The organism is Gordonia sp. NPDC003376 (assembly GCF_053589235.1).
The window spans coordinates 90,971-111,790 of sequence record NZ_JBSFRM010000016.1 but is presented as its reverse complement, the minus strand read 5'-3'; the positions used below and the strand labels follow the sequence as shown (position 1 = coordinate 111,790).

Sequence of the window (20,820 nt, the reverse complement as noted above, 5' to 3'; positions counted from 1 at the left end):
TCAACCACCAATGGCCGGTTGCTGATCGGGCTGAACCCGAGCTCTCGCTCGTGGGGGCCGGTAGCCTGGACGTATGACCAGTGATGCGAGCCGGCCCTTCGATGCAGCCACCGATGCGAAGTATGTGCAGCTCACCACCTTCCGGAAGGACGGCACCCCGGTGTCCACGCCGCTGTGGGCGGTGGTCGACGGTGACCGCATGTACATGTGGACCGAGACCGAGTCGTGGAAGGTCAAGCGGATTCGGCGCGATCAGCGGGTGATCGTGCAGGCCTGCGACGCCCGCGGCAAGAAGCTGTCCGGACAGCCGGTCGACGGAACCGCCGAGATCATGGATGCGGCGGGCACCGAGCGAGTACGGAAGCTCATCTCCGGCAAGTACGGCATCATCGGGTGGCTGCTGATCCGGGCGAGTCTCCTCCGACGCGGCAAGTCGGGCACGATCGGTGTGGCGATCAGTCGTACCGACTGACCACCGTCGTCGGCGTTCTGTAGTTGTCCGAGCCCGATGCGAAGGCGCCGTCAAGATTCCGCGGTGACGCGTATGAAGGGCGTTAAGAACCCGCTCGGGTAACCGAAACGCACACATGCTGTGGTCCGGGCGATCGCGAACGGCGATCGCCACGCCCAGAGGAGTGTGTGCATCGTGGCCGACGTGCTCTACGTGAGTGCCGTGTTCATCGGTTTCGCCGTCTGTGTCCTGCTCGTCGCGATCGTCGACCGTCGGATGAGTCGATGAGTACGGTGGCCGCAGTAGGGCAGGTGGCGACGGTCCTGGTGATCCTCGCCGCCGTCTATGTCCCGCTCGGCGACCACATGGCTCGCGTGTATCGCGGTGACCGGGATCTGTTCGTGGAACGCGTGATCTATCGGATCGCGCGGATAGACCCTCGCCGGCCGCAGACCTGGAAGGGATATTCCCTTGCGGTGTTGGCATTCTCGCTGATCTCGATACTGCTTCTCTATCTGCTGCAACGCCTCCAGGGGCTGCTGCCGGGAGCCGACGGGAAGCCCGGAGTGAATCCGGCGATGGCCTTCAACACGGCGGTCTCGTTCGTCACCAACACCGACTGGCAGTCGTACTCGCCGGAACTGGTGATGTCCAACCTCACCCAGGTGCTGGGTCTGGCGGTGCAGAACTTCGCGTCCGCCGCGGTCGGCATGGCCGTCGCGATCGCCCTGATCCGGGGTCTCGTCGCCCGCCGGGCCGGCACCGGGTTGGGGAACTTCTGGGTCGACCTGATCCGCGGGACGGTACGGATACTGCTGCCACTCGCCGTGATCGTCGCGATCATCCTGCTCACCCAGGGCGCCGTACAGTCATGGCACGCCGGCTTCGACTACACGATGCTCGACGGCCGCGATGCCCGCAGCATCGTCGGACCCTTCGCGTCCCAGGAAGCGATCAAGGAACTCGGCACCAATGGGGGAGGCACGCTCGCCGCCAACTCGGCGCACCCGTTCTCGAATCCGACGCCGCTGTCCAATGTCGTCGAGGTCGCCGCACTGCTGCTCATCCCGGTGTGTCTGACCCGCACCTACGGAACGCTGGTCGGGGACCGGCGGCAGGGACTGACGTTGCTCGGTGTGATGGCCACCATCTGGACCGCGATGCTCGCGGTGACCTGGTGGTTCGAGGCGCACGCCACCGGCGTCGCGGGGACAGCGGCCGGTGCGATGCTCGAGGGCAAGGAACAGCGATTCGGGATACCCGGGTCGGTCCTGTTCGCCGTGTCCACCACCGGCACCTCCACCGGAGCGGTCAACGCCTCGCACGACAGTTTCACCCCCGGGGGCGGCGGCGCGGTGCTGTGGAACATGCTGCTCGGCGAGGTGGCTCCCGGCGGTGTGGGCTCGGGCCTGTACGGCATGCTGATCCTCGCCGTGATCACGGTGTTCGTCGGCGGCCTGTTGGTCGGCCGGACACCGGAATTCCTGGGCAAGAAGATCGGCAAGAACGAGATCACCCTGGCCGCACTGTCGGTTCTGGTCATGCCGGCGCTGGTGCTGACCGGCACCGCGATCAGTGTGCTGCTCGGCTCCACCACCGATGCCCAGGGCAACAGCGGACCGCCCGGCACGCCGGGATCGATCCACGGCTTCACCGAGGTGCTCTACGCGTATGCGTCGGCGGCCAACAACAACGGCAGTGCCTTCGGCGGGCTCACCGTCACCGACACCTGGTTCCAGACATCCCTGGGAGTGGTCATGCTGTTCGGCCGATTCCTGCCGATCGTGTTCGTCCTCGCCCTCGCCGGACTGATGGTGCGACAAGTTCCCCGGGCGGCGGCGGTCAGCTCGACACTCCCCACACACGGCGTCCTGTTCGGCGTGCTGCTGCTCGGCACCACGCTGCTGGTCGCCGGACTGACCTTCTTCCCGGCCATGACGCTGGGACCGATCGCGGAGGCCCTGCTGTGAAGATCCCTGCCCGCAACACCGATTCTCTGAGCATCCCTGTGCTGCCGACGTTCCGGAAGCTCACCCCACGGGAACAGCTACGCAACCCGGTGATGTTCGTCGTGTACCTGGGGTCCCTCGCGACCACCGTGCTCGCGATCTGGCACCCGTCCTGGTTCGCGTGGCTGATCGCCGCCTGGCTGTGGTTCACGGTGCTGTTCGCGAGCATGGCCGAGGCGGTCGCCGAGGGCCGCGGCCGTGCGCAGGCGGATAGTCTGCGAAAGGTCAAGCGGGACACCATGGCCCGACGGCTCGACGCCGACGGGACGATCACCGCGGTCGCCGGAGCCGAGCTGCACGTCGGAGACCTGATCGTCGTCGAGGCGGGGGAGACGATAGCCGGTGACGGCGACATCGTCGACGGGATCGCGACTGTGGACGAATCGGCGATCACCGGCGAATCCGCCCCGGTCGTCCGGGAATCCGGCGGCGACCGATCGGCGGTCACCGGCGGGACCGTCGTCCTGTCCGACAAGATCATCGTCAAGATCACCACCGAGCCGGGGCAGACCTTCGTCGACCGGATGATCTCGCTCGTCGAAGGCGCCGAACGTGCCAAGACACCCAACGAGATCGCCCTCGACATCCTGCTGCTGACCCTCACCGCGATCTTCCTGTTCGCCGTGATCGCCGTCGGCCCGATGCAGCACTATGCCGGACAGAGTCCGGACCCGATCACATTGATCGCCCTGCTCGTCTGCCTCATCCCCACCACCATCGGGGCATTGCTGAGCGCGATCGGGATCGCCGGCATGGATCGGCTGGTCCAGCACAACGTGCTCGCGATGTCGGGGCGGGCGGTGGAAGCCGCCGGTGACATCGACACCCTGCTGCTCGACAAGACCGGCACCATCACCTTCGGCAACCGGCGGGCCACCGCGCTGCACCCGGCTCCCGGCGTCACCCTCACCGAACTCGCCGACATCGCCCTGCGCTGCAGCCTCGCCGACGACACCCCCGAGGGACGCAGCATCGTCGAACTCTGCCGCACCACCTGTGGACTCGACCCCGACGGCCCGACGCCCACCGCCGAGGTGGTGCCGTTCACCGCACAGACCCGGATGAGTGGGATCGACCTGGACGACAACCGGATTCAGTACCGCAAGGGGGCCGCGGACGCGGTCTCCCGGTGGCTGTCAGCGGTGGGCGGATCGATGCCCGGCGTGGTCTCCGACCAAGTGGCCGAGGTGGCCGCCGAGGGCGCCACACCCCTGGTGGTCGCCGTGCACGACGACACCGGTGCGGGCGGCGTCGTCGGGCCGGACACGAGAACCCGTGGCACTGCAGAGAGCGGCGCGGGCGGTCTGGGCCCCGCCGGGCGGGACATCGGCGAGGTGGGCGCCGCCGGGCGAGACACCACCACACACGGTGACACTGCGACGTCGCGGGTCCTCGGTGTGATCGTGCTGTCCGACGTGGTGAAACCCGGTATCGCCGAACGGTTCGCGCAGTTGCGGGCGATGGGTATCCGCACCGTAATGGTCACCGGGGACAATCCGCTCACCGCCCAGGCGATCGCCGTCGAGGCGGGCGTGGACGATGTGGTCGCCGAGGCCACCCCCGAGGACAAACTCGCCCTGATCCGTGCCGAACAATCGCGTGGACGGCTCGTCGCGATGACCGGCGACGGCACCAACGACGCCCCGGCACTGGCCCAGGCGGACGTCGGTATGGCGATGAACAGCGGGACGTCGGCGGCCAAGGAGGCCGGCAACATGGTCGATCTCGACTCCGACCCCACCAAGTTGATCGACGTGGTGGCGATCGGCAAGCAACTGCTGATCACGCGCGGCGCGCTGACCACCTTCTCGCTGGCCAACGACCTCGCGAAGTACTTCGCGATCCTGCCCGCGATGTTTGCCGGGGTGCTGCCCCAACTCGGTGCGCTCAACATCCTGCACCTGCATTCGGCGTCGTCGGCGATCGTGTCGGCGGTGGTGTTCAACGCCCTGATCATCGTCGCACTGATCCCGCTGTCGTTGCGTGGAGTGCACTACCGGCCGAGTTCGGCGTCCCGACTCCTCGGCCGCAACCTGCTGATCTACGGCGCAGGCGGGGTGATCACGCCGTTCATCGGGATCTGGCTGATCGATCTCGTGGTCCGATTCATCCCGGGAATGGGGTAGACCATGGTCACACTTGTCACAGGTTTCGTCCGCCAGTGCGGTGCCGCACTCGCGGTGCTCGTCGTCGTGACCGTTCTCCTCGGTGGCGCGTATCCGGCGGCGGTCTGGGCGGTGTCGCGGATCGACACGACCTCGGCCGAGGGATCACCGGTCACCGACCCGCACGGCTGCGTCGTCGGATCGTCGCTGATCGGGGTCGACCCGCAGGTGCCGGCCGGACAACCCGACTCGTTTCTGCATGCCAGGGTCGCCGGCGCCCCCGACGATCCGATGGCCTCCGGTGATCCGGCGGCGTCGGCGGCGAGCAACCTGGGGCCCAACAGTCCCGAGCTCGCGGCGGCGATCACCGCACGTCGGACGATCATCGCGCAGCGAGAAGGTGTCAGCCCTGCCCAGGTCCCGGCCGACGCCGTGACCGCCTCCGGGTCGGGACTCGATCCCGACATCAGCCCGGCGTATGCCGCGTTGCAGGTGCCCCGGATCGCCCGGGCCACCGGCCGCACACCCGCCCAGGTGCAGGCGATCATCGACGCGCACACGAGCGGCCGGCAGTGGGGTTACCTCGGGGAACCGGGCGTCGACGTGCTCGAGGTGAATCTCGCGCTCGGTCACCAGGTGTGCCGGTGAGGGCCGGCGCACCGGCCGGTGCGGGATAGACTCGCCCCATGGCCTCGTCAGCAGTGGGCCGGGGGCGGCTCGAGGTGTTCCTCGGATGTGCGCCCGGGGTCGGGAAGACCTACGAGATGCTCTCGCAGGCAAGGGGACTGGTCGACGATGGGGTCGACGTCGCGATCGCCGTCGTGGAATCGCACGGGCGTGCGGCGACCACCGCGATGACCGAAGGTCTCGACACCGTCCCGCGACGCCGGATGGAGTACCGGGGCACCGCGTTCGACGAGATGGATCTCGATGCCGTGATCGCGCGGCACCCACAGGTCGCGATCGTCGACGAACTGGCCCACACCAACGCGCCCGGATCCCGCAACGCCAAGCGCTGGCAGGACATCGACGCACTCCGCGATGCCGGGATCGACGTGCTCACCACCGTCAACATCCAACATCTGGAGAGCCTCAACGACGTCGTCGCCCAGATCACCGGGGTGCCCCAGCGTGAGACCGTTCCCGACGTGGTGGTGCGCGGGGCCGATCAGATCGAACTCGTCGACATCGCCCCGGAGGCGCTGCGACAGCGTCTCGGCGCGGGAAAGGTGTACCCGCACAGCCGGATCGACGGTGCGTTGACCAACTACTTCAGGCAGGGCAACCTCACCGCGCTACGTGAGCTGGCATTGTTGTGGCTCGCCGATCGGGTGGACGAGAGTCTCGCCGACTACCGTGCCGCCCACGCCATCACCGACACCTGGGAGGCGCGGGAGCGAGTGGTGGTGGCGTTGACCGGGGGCCCCGAATCGGCGACGCTGTTGCGCCGGGCGAGCCGGATCGCGTCGCGGTCGAGTGCGGAACTGGTGGCGGTGCACGTGGTGCGCGGGGACGGACTCACCGAGAGCGTGCCGGTGGATCTGGCCGGATTGCCCGATCTCGCCGCGGGGTTCGGGGTGCGCATCCACACCGTCGTCGGCGACGACGTCCCCACCACCCTGCTCGACTTCGCCCGCGGGGTCAACGCGACGCAACTGGTCCTCGGCACCTCGCGACGTCCCCGGTGGCAGCGGATCTTCGACGAGGGCGTCGGTGCCACGGTGGTCTCGCACAGCGGACGGATCGACGTCCACATGGTGACCCACGACGAGACGCGGCGGCGGTCGCGACTCGACATCCGCGACACCCGATTCCACCGGCCGCTCAGTTGGGTGGCGGCCGTGACCGTACCGCTGGCCCTGACCGGGCTGCTCTGGCTGGCCGACGGAAGCGTCGGGTTCGCCTCGGAGTCGGCGCTGTTCTTCGTCGCCGTGCTCGCGGTGTCGATGCTCGGTGGCGTGGGTCCGGCGGCGTTGTCGGCGGTGGTCTCCGGGCTGCTGCTCAACTACTTCTTCACCGATCCGCGATTCACCTTCACGATCGCCGAGCCGGACAACCTGATCACCATCCTGGTGCTGCTGGTGATCGCGATCGCGGTTGCAGTACTGGTCGATTCGGCGACGGTCCGCAGGGTGCAGGCACAACGGGCGGCCCGCGACGCCGAGTTGCTGGCGATGTTCAGTGATGCGGTGCTCGGCGGGGTGGGCGTCGGCGGGCTGCTGGAGCGTGTCCGGGAGACGTACGAACAGCGGGCGGTGTCGGTGATCCGTCACGGCGACGGAGGCCCGGCGGTGGTGGAGGTGTCGGTGGGCACCTCGCCGCCGACCACCACCGACGAGGCGGACACCGTCTGCTCGGCCGGTGATGGCGAGTACGAGTTGCTGCTGGCCGGACCACCGCCGGGCGAGCGGGATCGGCGGGTGCTGACCTCGGTGGCCGCCCAGGCCGCGGCCGCGGTGCAACGATCCCGGTTGGAGGGGGAGGCCGCCGAGGCCCGGGCCCTGGCCCACACCGACGAACTGCGGCGGGCCCTGCTGTCGGCGGTCAGCCATGATCTCCGGACGCCCCTGGCCGGCGCCAAGGCGGCCGTGTCGAGTCTGCGGAGCACCGACGTCACCTTCGGGCCCGAGGACACCGCCGAATTGCTCGCGACCGTCGAGGAGTCGGTGGACCAGCTCGCCGCCCTGGTGGCCAATCTGCTCGATTCCACCCGACTCGCGGCCGGGGTGGTGCGCCCCCGGTTGCAGCGCACCTACCTGGTGGAGGTCCTGCACCGGGCGGTGGCCGCGGTGGTCCCACGCGGTGCGCCGGAGGTGCAGATGTCCTTCTCCCACGTGTGGGCCGACACCGATGCCGGTCTGCTCGAGCGGGCGGTGGCGAACCTGATCGACAATGCGATCCGGCACGGCGGTGGCCGCGTCGGGGTGACCGTGACGCGGGTGGTCGCCGACGACGGTGCACTGCGCTGCGAGATCCGGGTGATCGATCACGGCGCCGGGATTCCCGCCGACCAGCGGGAGCGGCTGTTCACCCCGTTCGCCCACGGCGACGACCGCGACGGTCCCAGAGGTGGTGTGGGACTCGGATTGTCGGTGGCCCAGGGATTCGTGTCGGCGGTCGGGGGAACGCTGACGGCCACCGACACCGACGGTGGCGGCACCACGATGGTGGTCTCGTTGCCCACCTCGGACGACGACGGGCGGGCGCGATGACGCCGCCGGTGCGGGTCCTCGTCGTCGACGACGAACCGCAGCTGTTGCGTGCATTGCGGATCAACCTGAAGGCACGCGGATTCGCCGTCACCACGGTCTCGACCGGTGCGGATGCGCTGACCGCGGCGGCGCGCGTCGATCCGCAGGTCGTGGTGCTCGACCTGGGGCTCCCGGACATCGACGGGATCACCGTACTGCATGGCCTGCGTGGCTGGACCACGGTTCCGATCATCGTGCTCTCGGCGCGCGGCGAATCGGTGGACAAGGTGGCCGCCCTCGATGCCGGCGCTGATGACTACGTCACCAAACCCTTTGGCATGGAAGAATTCCTGGCGCGCTTGCGGGCGGCGGTACGCCGAGGATCGGTGGCCGCCACGACCGCCGGTTCCCCGGTGGTCGACGCCGGGACGTTCGTGGTGGACCTCGAGGCGAAACAGGTCCTGCGACAGGGTGTTCCGGTGCACCTCACGCCCACGGAGTGGGCTGTGCTCGATCTCCTCGTCCGCAACGAGGGCAAACTCGTCACCCAGCGGGAGATCCTGGGTGCGGTGTGGGGCCCGACCTACCTCGACCAGACCAACTATCTCCGTGTGTATCTCGCCGGTCTCCGACGCAAACTCGAAGACGATCCCGGCTCGCCCCGTCACCTGCTGACCGAGTCGGGAATGGGCTATCGCTTCGTGCGCGACTGAATGGTGCCGGACCGAAAATCGCTCCGGTGCAGGTTGATGCGGTGACATGATCGTGACCTCCCTTGAGCTGTACCCAAAGCTGACATACGCCGATCGAAAGGGTATGAAGGACATGGGGGTTGTCCGGGACCATTCGCCACGCGATGGGTCCCGGGACCGGCTGGGCCCATGCGCCGGTCGGTCGGGAGGTGGTTCTCGGGAGCGCACGGCACCGAGACGACACGTCAATGTGGTGGATGCCCCACGTCTCGAGATCGCGTCTCGAGCCGGGGCGTACGACCCCTTGTCCACCGGAAAGGCACCATGGCCACGGCATCTGCGCACAATGCGTATGACGAGCTTGCGCCCGATCCGGATACTCCGGAGGGAAAATCGCTGCTCCGCAAAGCGATCGGCGCATCCGCGATCGGAAATGCCACCGAGTGGTACGACTACGGCGTCTACGCCGCAACCGCCACCTACCTCACGCACGCGTTCTTTCCCGGCGAACTCGGCTCGATCGGCACCATGCTCGGCTTCGCGATCTCCTTTGTCCTGCGTCCACTGGGCGGTATGATCTGGGGTCCGATCGGTGACCGTATCGGACGAAAGTCGGTACTGGCCATCACGATTCTGCTGATCTCGGGCGCGACCGCCCTGATCGGTGTGCTTCCCACCCATGCCGTGGCAGGTGTGTGGGCACCGATCCTGCTGATCACCCTGCGTGTCATCCAGGGTTTCTCCACCGGCGGTGAATACGGTGGTGCGGCAACGTTCATGGCCGAGTACGCGCCCGACGCCAAGCGCGGACGTTTCGGCTCGTTCCTCGAATTCGGCACCCTGGCAGGATTTTCCGCCGGAACGGCGATGGTCCTGGTGCTCGAGCTCGGCCTGTCGGAGGAACAGATGCAGACCTGGGGCTGGCGCATCCCGTTCCTGCTGGCCCTGCCCATGGGCCTGATCGGTCTCTATCTGCGGTCGCAGATGGAGGACACCCCGGTGTTCGCCGAACTCGAGCAGGAGGACGAGATCGCCGGAACGCCCTGGTCGCGGCTGGTGGACCTGGTCTCCGACTACTGGCGGCCGATCCTGATCATGTTCGGGATGGTGATCGCGCTCAACCTCGCCAACTACACATTGCTGGCGTATCAGCCGAGCTACCTGAAGGACACGATCGGACTGTCGGAGACCTCTGGGTCGACGGTCGTGCTGATCGGTCAGCTCGCGATGATGGCGATGATCCCGTTCTTCGGGTCATGGTCGGACACGACCGGACGGAAACCGATGTGGTGGTGTTCGCTGATCGGACTGTTCGTGCTGGCACTCCCCCTGTACTGGCTGATGGGGCGGGGATTCGCCTGGGCCATCATCGGATTCGTGGTCCTGGGCTTGCTGTACATCCCGCAGTTGGCGACCATCTCGGCGACCTTCCCGGCGATGTTCCCGACCCAGGTGCGCTACGCCGGATTCGCCATCTCCTACAACGTCGCGACCGCGGCATTCGGTGGTACCGCGCCACTGGTCAACGATGCCGTGGTGGGTGAAGCCGGCTGGAATCTGTTCCCCGCGGTCTACCTGATGGCGGCGTGCGTGATCGGCATGATCGCCCTCGCCTTCCTCGCCGAGACCGCCGGCGCATCCCTGCGCGGTACCGAGATACCCGCGCGCACCGAAGATCTCGAGTTGTCGGCGATCGCAGACAGGGCCACCGTGGCCGAGGGTCGCTGACTGTCGGTCGCTACGACTACCCGAGCAGGGTCAAGGCCATGCGTGTGTATGCCCTTGCGGCCGTGGACAGATCGGCGATCGACACCGACTCGTCGGGCTGGTGGGCCTCGGCGTTGATGTCGCCGGGGCCGCAGACGATGGTCGGGATGCCGAGGTCGCGGCTGACGAAGCCGCCGTCACACGCTGCGGTCCACCCGCCGACCGAGGTGTCGGTGCCCGTCGCGGTGAGCGCATCGACGGCGGTGGTGACCAGCCGATGATCGGCCGGGGTCTCGAAACCGGGCATCTCCATCGTCACCCGCACGTCGACACCGATTCCGTCGGTGTCGATCCCGTCGGCGGCGATCTGGGCGCGCAGCCAGGCGGCGATCTCGTGCGCGTCGTCGTCGGGCATCAGCCGACGGTCGATCCCGAGGTGGGCCATCGGCGCCACCACCGAGATGCCCTGGCCGCCGGAGATGGTGCCCACATTCCAGGTGCCGGAACCGAGCAGGCCGCCGGCGGCGGCGGTCATCGCGTCGTGGTCGGCGGTGATGATGCCGACGACGGCGGCGGCGGCGTTGATCGCGCTGCGACCGTCGCCGGGGCGGCCGGAATGTGCAGCGCGCCCGGTGATGTCGACCTCGATGTAGGAAGCGCCGCGACAACCGCGGACGACGGTGAGGTGGGTGGGCTCGGCGACCACACATCCGAGGAAGTCGCCGATCTCGTCGGTACGCCTGATCAGATCGCGCACCCCGGCGCCGTGTTCCTCCTCGTCGACGGTGCACACCAGCTGCACCGGCCCGGACAGTGCGGCACCGGAGCGCGACAGGGCCGACATCGCGGCCACGATCGCGGCGATGCCCCCCTTCATGTCGGTGCTGCCGCGACCGATGATCCGGCCGTCGGCGACGCGCGCCCGATACGGGTCACCGGTCCAGCCGGGACCCGCGGGGACGACGTCGGAATGTCCCAGGAACATGAGGCCGGGACCGTCGCCGCCGGGCAGGGTGGCGATCAGATTCGGCCGGCCCGGCGTGACCTCCTGGGTGCTGACCATGAAACCCGCACTCTGGCAGGCCTTCTCCAGTACGGAGACGGCCGCAGCCTCGGTGCCACCGGGGTTCTCGCTCGGCGCCTCCACGAGGGCGACGGCCAGCGCGACGAGCTCATCGGTGTCGATCGTCGACCCGATGGCCTCGGCGTCGATGCGTGGGCGGTCGGCGAGTGGGCCGGGATCGCTGGTGGACACCGCAGCAGTCCTTTCCTCGGGGGTCGTGGTCCCCATCCTGTCACCGACCGGTGCCCACCCGCGCGATGCCGGGCTGACGCGCCGCGATCACCCCCGGTGCGCGAGCCGCCGGATGATCCCGTCGGGGTCGGCGAACCGGCAGAACCACTCTCCCCATGGCTCGGTCTCCGGTGGGGTGGTGGGCGTCGCCGGTGCCCTCGGCTCCCACCTGCCGGCCGGGCTTCGGCGCAGGGCGAGTGAAACCTCGTGATGTCACTGCTCCGTTGCTCCGGATGCTTGCGACGGGACGTCCCTCCGGGGAGGTCGAGACCGTGCCCGCGACCGGAGTGTCAGATCGAGTACCTTCGGTTCAGTATATCCAATTTCGTGGGGATTCGATGACGAGGCGACGGGGGTCGAGATGAGAACGCTGTGGGGAAGCGTCGTGCTCGCGTGGGCTGCGGTGGTGCCGCCGACCGTGGCGGTGGTGGTGCCCGGCGGGGACCGGGTGGCCGGTCCGCTGGAACTGCTGGTCGTCGCCGCGGCGCTGTGGGGGATCGTCCTGGTGACCGGCGCTCGCGACCTGGCGTGGCCGCTGATCGTGATCCCGGTCGCGGCCTGGGTCGTCCTGATGGTCGTGGCGGTGGCCCGGACGATCGAGCGCTGGCCGACCGGACTGCAGGTAGCGTCGGCCACACCGGCCGGCACGGTCACCGCACTGCTCTACGCCACGGTCTACACCGTGGTCATCGGGGTGATCGGAACCCGCAGCCGGACCCACGGGCGAGCCTTCGGCGAGGGCCGGCGTCGGGTGAACGGGTGAGTCGGGGGGCTCGCGCGGCGCGGCCCGCACACCGTCTGACGTAGTCTGTAGCGCGATGACCATCGTCTACTTCGTGATCGCCGCCGTCGCACTCGCGGGTGCGGCGGTCTTGTTGTGGCTCGATCGCCGCCGAACCTCGGTCACGGGGCACCGGCGGGCGATCTGGGGCGAGGAGCACGACTTCAAGTTCCGGGAGTCCGACACCAAGCTGCGCACCGTCTTCGGGCGCGCCACCATGAACGCCCCCGGACACGTCTCCGTGCAGGATGTCGCGTACGGCCACTACGGCGGCGCCGAGGCCGTGGTGTTCGACCTCGCCGAGACCGCCACCGTGATCGCGGTGCGGCGCTCCGCCGCGTCGAGCGTCGTGGTGGACCTGCGCCACGAGGATGTCCTCGCACCCGCGGAGGACGACGTCGAACTGCTCGGTGCGATGGGGCCGCGAGTGATGTTCTCCAACAACCTCGACGCCGCCCGCCGCGTGTGTGACCGCCGGATGGTGACCCTGGCCACCAAGGCGCCCGCCTACATCGAGGTGCTGTGGAACGAGGGGAACTGGGCGCTCGGCTCGCTGCCGCTGACCAATGATCCCGAAGAGCTCGACACCGGTCTCGAGGTGGTCCGACGTTTCGCCGACCTGCTGCGGGTGCTGCCCCCGATGCGGGAACCGCAGGACGCGCCGGACCCTCGTGATCCGCACGGCCCGACCCGCGCCGAACTGGCCGACGAGAAGACCGAGAACATGCGCGACAAGAATCGTCGCGCCCGCCTTGAGTCCGTTCCCGATGCCGTCGACGACGAGCCGCCGGCCGAACCGACCGTCACCCGGCGTGCCGCCCCCGTGATGCCGCCGCCACCCGCCCGCCGCGGTCCCAGCGACATGCCGGAGTCGCGTAACCGTCACCGCCGGTCCTGACCGGATTCGGTGTTCGGAACCGGGGCGCAACCCCGGGCCCACATCCCAGCATTCCCACCCGCCAGTTCCCCCAGCGAGAGTGAGTTCATCGTGTCCGCATCCGCCCCGATCGTCGACGCCGCCGACCGCGAGGTGCTCGCGGCCCTGGTGACCGAACTGTCCGTCGTCCACGGTCGCGTCACCCTCTCCTCGGGCAAGGAGGCCGACTACTACGTCGATCTGCGTCGGGCCACCCTCCATCACCAGGCGTCGCCGCTGATCGGACGCCTGATGCGCCAGCTCACCGCCGACTGGGAGTTCGACGGCGTCGGTGGTCTGACCCTCGGTGCCGACCCGGTGGCCACCGCGATCATGCACGCCCCCGGCCGGGCGATCGACGCCTTCGTGGTCCGCAAGGCCGCCAAGGCCCACGGCATGCAGCGCCGCATCGAGGGGCCCGACGTCGAGGGCAGGCGGGTGCTGATCGTCGAGGACACCTCCACCACCGGCGCATCGCCGTCGGCGGCGGTCGAGGCGGCCCGTGAGGCCGGAGCGATCGTCGTGGGCGTGGCCACCGTGGTCGACCGCGCCACCGGTGCCGATGCGGTGATCGAGGCACTCGGCGTCCCCTACCGTTCCCTGCTCGGTCTCGGCGACCTCGGGCTCGCCTGACCGGCGGTGACCGAGGAACACCCCACACTCGACGACTCCGGGCCCGACGCGCCCGGACCTGATGCCGACGAGCCGGGACCGACCGAGTGGCAGTCGCGGTCGGTGCCGCCGGTCGGGGTGGGGCCGTGGGCCGAGGAACACCACACGCCGGTGCCCACCGATCCGCGCTACGACCCGGAGCTGCTCGCCACCGGCGACACACGCAATGTCGTCGACGCCTACCGGTACTGGACCCGGGAGGCGATCGTCGCCGACATCGACGCCCGCCGGCATCCGTTCCATGTCGCGATCGAGAACTTCGCGCACGACGCCAACATCGGCACCGTGGTGCGGACGGCCAATGCCTTCGCGGCCGCCGCGGTGCACATCGTCGGCCGACGGCGCTGGAATCGCCGCGGGGCCATGGTCACCGACCGCTACCAGCACCTCGAACACCACGACACCGTCGCCGACCTGATCACCTGGGCCCGCACCCACGATCTGGCCGTGGTGGCCGTCGACAACACTCCGGGGTCGGTTCCGCTGGAGACCGCGGACCTGCCGCGGGCGTGCGTGCTGCTGTTCGGGCAGGAGGGCCCCGGTGTGAGTGCCGACGCCCAGGAACGCGCCGACCTCACGGTGTCGATCGCACAGTTCGGTTCGACCCGGTCGATCAATGCCGGCGTGGCCGCGGGGATCGCGATGCACGCGTGGATTCGGCAGCACGCCGATCTCGGCAGCGCCTGGTGATCGGTGTCTCCCCGCTGAACGGTGGATGAAGATCTGCGACACAGTGCGCGATATGGATCATGAGATCAGGTCCCGGTGTTGCCCCCGTGCTCGATCCTGCGCCAGAGTGTTGGCCATGTCCTTACGCGTCCGTTCTGTATTGCTGTCCGTGGTCACGCTTGTCGCCCTTGTCGGGGTGGGCACCGCGCAGGCCGCCCCGGCCCCCGTGGTCGCACCCGCCGGCTTCAGCACCGCCCAACTGGTCGGGCCGTACCCGTCGGACATCCCGCCGGGCGGTACCTACCTGCCGGAGCTGGACGGCTTCACGCACCTGCGGGAACACCGCCCGGACATCATCAAGCAGAACCTCGCCACGGTGATCGCCACCAACAACTCGGCGAGCAGGGCGCAGCAGACCGACGCGATCGCGATCAACTACGACGACCGGCTGATCTCGCTGTCGGAGGCACTGGGCACCACGGTCGGATCCACGTTCCGCACCCTGCTCGCCGGCGGCAGGCTCCCGAAGGCCGCCGCCCTCGCCGAGGGTGACACCGCCCGCGCGGGCATCCCGTTGGGTACGACGCTGCTGGAGAAGACCTTCTACGACAACCCGCGTCCGTTCGTCGTGGCGCCCGACCGGATCAAGCGGTACGACCGACCGGGAGGTCACCTGTACGCGGAGGTCGCGACCAACGGTTCGTACCCGTCGGGACACACCAGCATGGGGTACTGGAAGGGCGCACTGCTGGCGTACTGGCTGCCCGAGCTCGGCCCGCAGATCCTCGCCCGCGCCTCGCAGATCGGGCAGAGCCGCATCGTCCTCGGTGTGCACTACCCCCTCGACGTCATGGGTGGCCGCATCATGGGCACCGCGATCGCGGCGGAGCGTCTGGCCGACCCGGCCTTCAAGAAGCTGATCGACGAGGCCGGCGCCCAGCTGCGTGCCCAGCTGACCGCCGCACTCGGCAAGCCGATCGCGACCGCCGTCGCCGACGACTCGGGCCGGCTGCCGACCTCGCAGGCCACCGACGAGTTCCGTGAGCGCATGACCTACGGATTCGCCCGCATCGCACCGGATCAGCGCAACGACATCCCGGCCGAGGCCGCCGGCCTGCTCGAGACCCGCTTCCCGAACCTGAACGACGCACAGCGCCTCGAGATCCTGCGCCGGACCGCGATCCCGGCCGGGTACCCGCTCGACCAGGCCGGTGCGAACGGCGGCTGGCTGCGGATCGACCTCGCCGCCGCCTACGCCGCGACCCCGTAGCCGGCACGAGAACCCGCCGGACGGTCAACCGTCAGACGGACACCGCGATGCGACCACCGGCACGACGACCTCGGCCGGGAACCCCACGAGGGTTCCCGGCCGAGGGTGTTTCGGTCCGTGGAGACGCGAACAGGCAGACGCGATCAGACGGCGTCGGTCTGATCTTCCCGGTCGGGGGTGGCCGCGTCGGACGAGGTGGCGGCACCGGCCTTCTTGGCCGCGCGACGGCGTCGGTACCACTCGATGAACATCGGGGCCACCGAGAGCACGACGATCAGGATGAAGATCGGCTCGATCAGCTTCTGGACGATCTCGAACCGGCCCAGCCAGTAGCCGAGCAGCACGATTCCGGCACCCCAGACGATCGCACCGACGATGTTGTAGATGGCGAACACCGAATACTTCATCTTGGCGGCACCGGCGACGATCGGCGCCAGGGTGCGCACGATCGGCACGAAACGAGCCAGGAAGATGGTGATCGGCCCGTGCTTGTCGAAGAACTCGTTGGCCTCGTCGAGATACCTCTGTTTGAGGAACCGGGCGTCGGGCTTGAACATCTCGGTCCCGATGTAGCGGCCGATCCAGTACCCGATCTGCCCGCCGATGATGGCTGCGATCGGGATGAAGATCAGGAGCTGCCACAGCGAGGCGAACTTGTCGATGCCGTCCTTGCCGCCGGCGGCGACGACCATGCCGGCGACGAACAGCAGCGAGTCGCCCGGCAGGACCGGGAAGAGCACCCCGGACTCGATCAGGATGACCAGCAGCAGGCCCCAGAAAGCCCAGGCACCGAAGTACCCGAGAAGGTTGATCGGATCGAGGAACCCGGGCATCAGCGCGACGTTCGTCGTGGTCTGTTCGAGAGCGGTGGAGATCACGGGTCCCCAGGATACCCGGCAAGGCTTGGTGTTCCCTGGGTGCGCGAATGGTCACGCCGGCCGAGTCCGTGTAAGGGGGCACACCACCGACTGCGCGAGCCCGACCATGCCTTGCCATACTGATCGGGAGTGATCGACTCGAGAGCGTGAAAACCTTACCCGGTTGGAGGACGTGGATATGCCCATTGCAACCCCAGAGCAGTACGCGGAGATGTTCCAGAAGGCCAAGGAGGGTGGTTACGCGTTCCCTGCGATCAACTGCACCTCGTCGTCGACGATCAATGCGGCCATCAAGGGCTTCGCGGACGCGGGGAGCGACGGGATCATCCAGTTCTCCACCGGTGGTGCCGAGTTCGGTTCCGGTCTGGGCGTCAAGGACATGGTGACCGGTGCGGTCGCACTCGCCGAGTTCGCGCACGTCGTCGCCGCCAGGTACGACGTGACCATCGCGCTGCACACCGACCACTGCCCCAAGGACAAGCTGGACACCTACGTTCGTCCGCTGCTCGCGATCAGCCAGGAGCGCGTCGACGCCGGCCGCAACCCCCTGTTCCAGTCGCACATGTGGGACGGCTCGGCCGTGCCGATCGACGAGAACCTCGAGATCGCCCAGGACCTGCTGGCCCGGGCCGCTGCCGCCAACATCATCCTCGAGGTGGAGATCGGCGTCGTCGGCGGTGAAGAGGACGGCGTCGAGGCCGCGATCGACGACAAACTGTTCACCACCCCCGAGGACTTCGAGAAGACCGTCGACGCGCTCGGCGTGGGCGACAAGGGCAAGTACCTGCTGGCCGCCACTTTCGGCAACGTCCACGGTGTGTACAAGCCGGGCAACGTCAAGCTGCGCCCCGACGTGCTGAACACCGGCCAGGAGGTGGCCACCAAGAAGCTCGGCCTGGCCGCCGGCTCCAAGCCCTTCGACTTCGTCTTCCACGGTGGCTCCGGCTCGCTGAAGAGCGAGATCGAGGAGGCCCTGAGCTACGGCGTCGTCAAGATGAACGTCGACACCGACACCCAGTACGCCTACACCCGCCCGGTTGCCGGCCACATGTTCGCCAACTACGACGGTGTGCTCAAGGTGGACGGTGACGTGGGTGACAAGAAGACCTATGATCCGCGCGCCTGGAGCAAGAAGGCCGAGACCTCGATGAGCGAGCGCGTCGTCGAGGCCTGCAACGACCTCAAGTCGAACGGCAAGTCGATCAGCGCCTGAGCGCGACCGGATGATGTCGGCGACCTGATCGCCGCACCGACCCCGACGCGGGCGGGAACCCCACACGTGTGATGCGTGTGGTGGGTCCTGCCCGCGTCGTCGTCGGGAGGTGGGTTCGCCGAAGGGGCGGCCTGGAAGACCCGGCTCGATGGTCGGTGGGCTCAGATGGTCAGAATGCCGACAAGCACGCCGAGTGCCAACAGCACCATCACGATGGCCGCCCCGATCACGAGTGGATCGGCGCGGTGTCGGCGGGACGAGGAGTCCCGGCCGGACCGGCGCGGTGCGGGGGCCGGTCGGAAGGTGCGCGGCGGGGCCTGGGGCCCCTGGGCCTGTGGTGTGGAAGCCTGTGGTCTGGAAGCTGGGGGGGCGGAAGCTGGGGGTGCAGCGGCCTGGGGTGCGGGTTGCGCCGGTGCGGCGGGTGGCGCGCCGACGGACCAGGCGCGGAATCCGCCCGGTGGGGCAGCGCCACCGGGCGGTGGCCCCGCCGGTGCCGCCTCGGGTTGGGGCTGCTGAGTTCCCGGCTGCGGAGTTCCCGGCTGCGGTCCAGGCTGCTGTGGTCCCGGGTGCGGTGGGGCATCGGGGACCACCGGTACCTGCTGCTGGGGGATCGGGGCCTGCGCAGGGGTGGGCACTTGCCGGGGTGCCGGTGCCGGTGGGGCCGACGGACCATCCACGTGATGCGCACCGGGACGTGCGCTCGTGCCCTGCGGCCCGACCGGGCGGGTACCCATCGGCAGTGGTGGACGATCCGGGGGAGGTGCGGGCCGCTGATGACGGCCACGCGCCGACAGCGGGCGCGTGGCGGGCTCGTCGTCGGCGCCCGGTGGAGTCACCTCCCCGGCCGGCACGTCCCAGGTCACTGCGGGGTGCAGACCTTCCAGTCGTCGCCGGACTTCTGCACGTTGATCGCCACGACCTGCGGGTCACCGGGGGCGCTGGTGCGTTCGGCGGTCACCTCGACCACGGCCGAGTTGCCGCCGTCGTCGATCCGGACCGCATTCACCGTGAGGACCCGGACCAGTTCGTTGCGCTGCTTCTGCACGTTGTAGACGCGGTTCCACTCTTCGTCGCTGATGCCTTGGTAGTAGGCCTGACGATCGCCACAGGTGACCTGCCGCAGGGTCGCCAGATCGCCGTCGTAGGCGGCCGTGGCGAAGGACTGCGCCGCATCGGCGGCCGCGTCTTCCGGGGCCATCGGTCGGGTCTGCAGGTAGGCGACGACGCCGATCACGATCGCGGCGATGACGACGATCGCGGCGACCACCGAGATGATCACGCCCTTGCGCTTCCCCCCGCCGGACGTGGTGTCGGTGGAACCCGGGATGACCTGCGGCTGATGAGCGGTGGTCGACCACCCCTGGGTTGCCGCGGCTCCCCCTGCGGGAGTACCTGAGGCAGCAGCCGCAGCGCCGGTGGCCGCGGTTCCTGCGGCAGCTGCGCCTCCTGCCGCGGCCGCGGCGACCGGCTTGGTCAGCACCGGCCGCGGCAGGACCTGGGTTGCGCTGTCGGCGTTGCCTTCCGGGGTGTCGGCTGCGGGGGCATCGGCTGCGGCGGGGGCTTGCGCGCTCTTGTCGTCCGCGCCTGCCTCGGTCGCCTCGGCTTCCGGCTGTGTCCCCGGCTCGGGATCGGACTCCGCCTCGGTGGCTGCGGTCTCGGGCTCCGACTCGTCCGTATCGGCGGCGGTCGGCTCGGAGTCCTCCGCCGACTGTGCCTCGACCTCCGCCGACTGTGCCTCCGGGTCCCCGTCCGATTCGGCTTCCGCCGCCGTCTCGGGCTCCGTCTCGGACTCTGGTTCGGTGGCTGATCCTGCGGCCTCGGGGGCTGCTTCGTCGGGGGCATCGGTGTCGGGGGCATCGGTGTCGGGGGCCGCGTCTCCGGTGTCGGCCGCCGGTTCGGTGGCCTCGTCGGCAGCGGAGTCCGTTGTGGCTTCGGCCTCGACCGTCTCTGTCCCGACCGTGTCTGGCTCGGTCGGCTGCGCCTCGGGAGCCTCGGTGTCGTGTGCGTCGGCGGGCTCCGCGTCGGACTCTGTTCCGGCGTTGTCGGTCTCGGCGTTGTCGATCTCGCTACCGGCGGTTTCGGTTCCGTCGGCGTCGCTGTCACCGTTCGACGCGGCGATCGCGGCACCGGCTGCGACCACCGCGGTTGCGCCGACAGCGGTGCCCTTCGAGGGTTCGGCGTCGGAACCAGCGGTGTCTGTGGTGGACCCGGCCGCGCTCTGCGGCTCGACCTCGGCTCGTGCGTCACCGGTATCGGCCTCGGTGGATTCGGAACCGGCGTCGTCGGCCTCGGCCGCTCCCGTTTCGGTCGGCGCGTCCGCAGCCTGGGTATCCGCAGCCTGGGTATCCGCAGCCTGGGTATCCGCAGCCTGGGTATCCGCAGCCTGGGTATCCGCAGCCTGGGTATCCGCAGCCTGGGTATCCGTAGCCTGGGTATTCGCAGACTCGTCGGCACCGGTCTCGGACCCGGGGGTCTCCGCCTCGGCGGCTGGGTCAGTGTCCTCGGCGGCGTCGACCGCCGGCTCCTGGGCTTCTGGTTGCTGGGCTTCTGGCTCCTGGGCTTCCGGTTCTGGGGTCCCGGCGTCCGTGTTCTTGTTCGCCGGTCCGCCCAGCGGGTCGATGTTCTCCAGGTCCTCCAGCTCGCCGGCATCCGGAAGGCTCGACCGTGAGATCACCTTGGTGGCCGAGTCGATTCCGCGGCCTCCGCGTGGGGTCGGGCGATCGGTCACCTGTTCTCCTGAGGTCGAGGCCGCGTCGTCGCTGGATTCGGCGGGGGCGGTGGATGTCGAGGGGGTGTCGGGGGTGGCCTGCACCGGCTTGTCGGGGCCGGCGGATGCGGTCCCGGCGGGTTGTGCCTTCATGGGCTGGGTCGTGAGGGGCCGGGTCGGCGTCGGCCGGGAGGCCGGTATCGGGATCGGCGTGGTCGGTGCCGATGACAGAGACCCTGATGACGGTGAGTCCGATGATGATGGT

Annotated in this window: 16 protein-coding genes; 13 read left to right on the top strand and 3 right to left on the bottom strand. The window is 69.0% G+C overall.

Annotated features, from left to right (window positions below; all coding sequences use genetic code 11):
* The first annotated feature begins 73 nt into the window (after positions 1-73).
* The 7 genes from ACWDUA_RS16775 to ACWDUA_RS16745 all read left to right on the top strand — a co-directional run bounded on the left by ACWDUA_RS16775 (position 74) and on the right by ACWDUA_RS16745 (position 10,176).
* Positions 74-472, top strand: coding sequence for a PPOX class F420-dependent oxidoreductase (locus tag ACWDUA_RS16775; protein ID WP_449752129.1), 399 nt, complete (start codon positions 74-76; stop codon positions 470-472).
* Positions 473-735: 263 nt separating this feature from the next.
* The gene (kdpA, locus tag ACWDUA_RS16770) at positions 736-2,421 is read left to right on the top strand and encodes a potassium-transporting ATPase subunit KdpA (RefSeq protein WP_449752128.1); all 1,686 of its coding nucleotides are present in this window, start codon (positions 736-738) and stop codon (positions 2,419-2,421) included.
* A gap of 92 nt (positions 2,422-2,513) precedes the next feature.
* Positions 2,514-4,586 (top strand): potassium-transporting ATPase subunit KdpB, encoded by a 2,073-nt coding sequence (gene kdpB / locus ACWDUA_RS16765; RefSeq protein WP_449752151.1) that lies wholly within the window; start codon positions 2,514-2,516, stop codon positions 4,584-4,586.
* Between the two features lie 3 nt (positions 4,587-4,589).
* The gene (locus ACWDUA_RS16760) at positions 4,590-5,213 is read left to right on the top strand and encodes a potassium-transporting ATPase subunit C (RefSeq protein WP_449752127.1); all 624 of its coding nucleotides are present in this window, start codon (positions 4,590-4,592) and stop codon (positions 5,211-5,213) included.
* 38 nt (positions 5,214-5,251) lie between these two features.
* Positions 5,252-7,777, top strand: a complete 2,526-nt coding sequence (locus ACWDUA_RS16755) for a DUF4118 domain-containing protein (RefSeq protein ID WP_449752126.1) — start codon at positions 5,252-5,254, stop codon at positions 7,775-7,777.
* Positions 7,774-8,469, top strand: coding sequence for a response regulator (locus ACWDUA_RS16750; protein WP_449752125.1), 696 nt, complete (start codon positions 7,774-7,776; stop codon positions 8,467-8,469). The genes ACWDUA_RS16755 and ACWDUA_RS16750 overlap by 4 nt, the downstream gene beginning before the upstream one ends.
* A 303-nt stretch (positions 8,470-8,772) precedes the next feature.
* Positions 8,773-10,176: an MFS transporter gene (locus ACWDUA_RS16745; RefSeq protein WP_449752124.1), complete on the top strand. Its 1,404-nt coding sequence runs from the start codon at positions 8,773-8,775 to the stop codon at positions 10,174-10,176.
* 16 nt (positions 10,177-10,192) lie between these two features.
* Here ACWDUA_RS16745 and ACWDUA_RS16740 read toward each other — a convergent pair whose 3' ends face one another.
* On the bottom strand, positions 10,193-11,368 hold the full coding sequence (locus ACWDUA_RS16740; protein ID WP_449752150.1) for a M20 family metallopeptidase: 1,176 nt from the start codon (positions 11,366-11,368) through the stop codon (positions 10,193-10,195).
* 442 nt (positions 11,369-11,810) lie between these two features.
* Here ACWDUA_RS16740 and ACWDUA_RS16735 point away from each other — a divergent pair, with 442 nt between their 5' ends.
* The 5 genes from ACWDUA_RS16735 to ACWDUA_RS16715 all read left to right on the top strand — a co-directional run bounded on the left by ACWDUA_RS16735 (position 11,811) and on the right by ACWDUA_RS16715 (position 15,757).
* The gene (locus tag ACWDUA_RS16735; protein ID WP_449752123.1) at positions 11,811-12,212 is read left to right on the top strand and encodes a hypothetical protein; all 402 of its coding nucleotides are present in this window, start codon (positions 11,811-11,813) and stop codon (positions 12,210-12,212) included.
* Positions 12,213-12,267: 55 nt separating this feature from the next.
* Positions 12,268-13,128 (top strand): hypothetical protein, encoded by an 861-nt coding sequence (locus tag ACWDUA_RS16730; protein ID WP_449752122.1) that lies wholly within the window; start codon positions 12,268-12,270, stop codon positions 13,126-13,128.
* 90 nt (positions 13,129-13,218) lie between these two features.
* On the top strand, positions 13,219-13,779 hold the full coding sequence (gene pyrE / locus ACWDUA_RS16725) for an orotate phosphoribosyltransferase (RefSeq protein WP_449752121.1): 561 nt from the start codon (positions 13,219-13,221) through the stop codon (positions 13,777-13,779).
* A 6-nt stretch (positions 13,780-13,785) separates the two neighbouring features.
* A complete protein-coding gene (locus ACWDUA_RS16720; RefSeq protein ID WP_449752120.1) occupies positions 13,786-14,508 on the top strand; it encodes a TrmH family RNA methyltransferase in 723 nt (240 codons plus the stop codon).
* A gap of 115 nt (positions 14,509-14,623) precedes the next feature.
* Positions 14,624-15,757 (top strand): acid phosphatase, encoded by a 1,134-nt coding sequence (locus ACWDUA_RS16715; RefSeq protein WP_449752119.1) that lies wholly within the window; start codon positions 14,624-14,626, stop codon positions 15,755-15,757.
* 143 nt (positions 15,758-15,900) lie between these two features.
* Here ACWDUA_RS16715 and ACWDUA_RS16710 read toward each other — a convergent pair whose 3' ends face one another.
* Positions 15,901-16,635, bottom strand: coding sequence for a DedA family protein (locus tag ACWDUA_RS16710; RefSeq protein ID WP_449752118.1), 735 nt, complete (start codon positions 16,633-16,635; stop codon positions 15,901-15,903).
* A 178-nt stretch (positions 16,636-16,813) separates the two neighbouring features.
* Between ACWDUA_RS16710 and fbaA the strand changes: the two genes are divergently transcribed.
* Complete coding sequence (gene fbaA, locus ACWDUA_RS16705; protein ID WP_449752117.1) at positions 16,814-17,848, top strand: class II fructose-bisphosphate aldolase; 1,035 nt, start codon at positions 16,814-16,816, stop codon at positions 17,846-17,848.
* An 859-nt stretch (positions 17,849-18,707) separates the two neighbouring features.
* Here the strand turns inward: fbaA and ACWDUA_RS16700 are convergent.
* Positions 18,708-20,708 (bottom strand): Rv0361 family membrane protein, encoded by a 2,001-nt coding sequence (locus tag ACWDUA_RS16700; RefSeq protein ID WP_449752116.1) that lies wholly within the window; start codon positions 20,706-20,708, stop codon positions 18,708-18,710.
* Positions 20,709-20,820 lie beyond the last annotated feature (112 nt).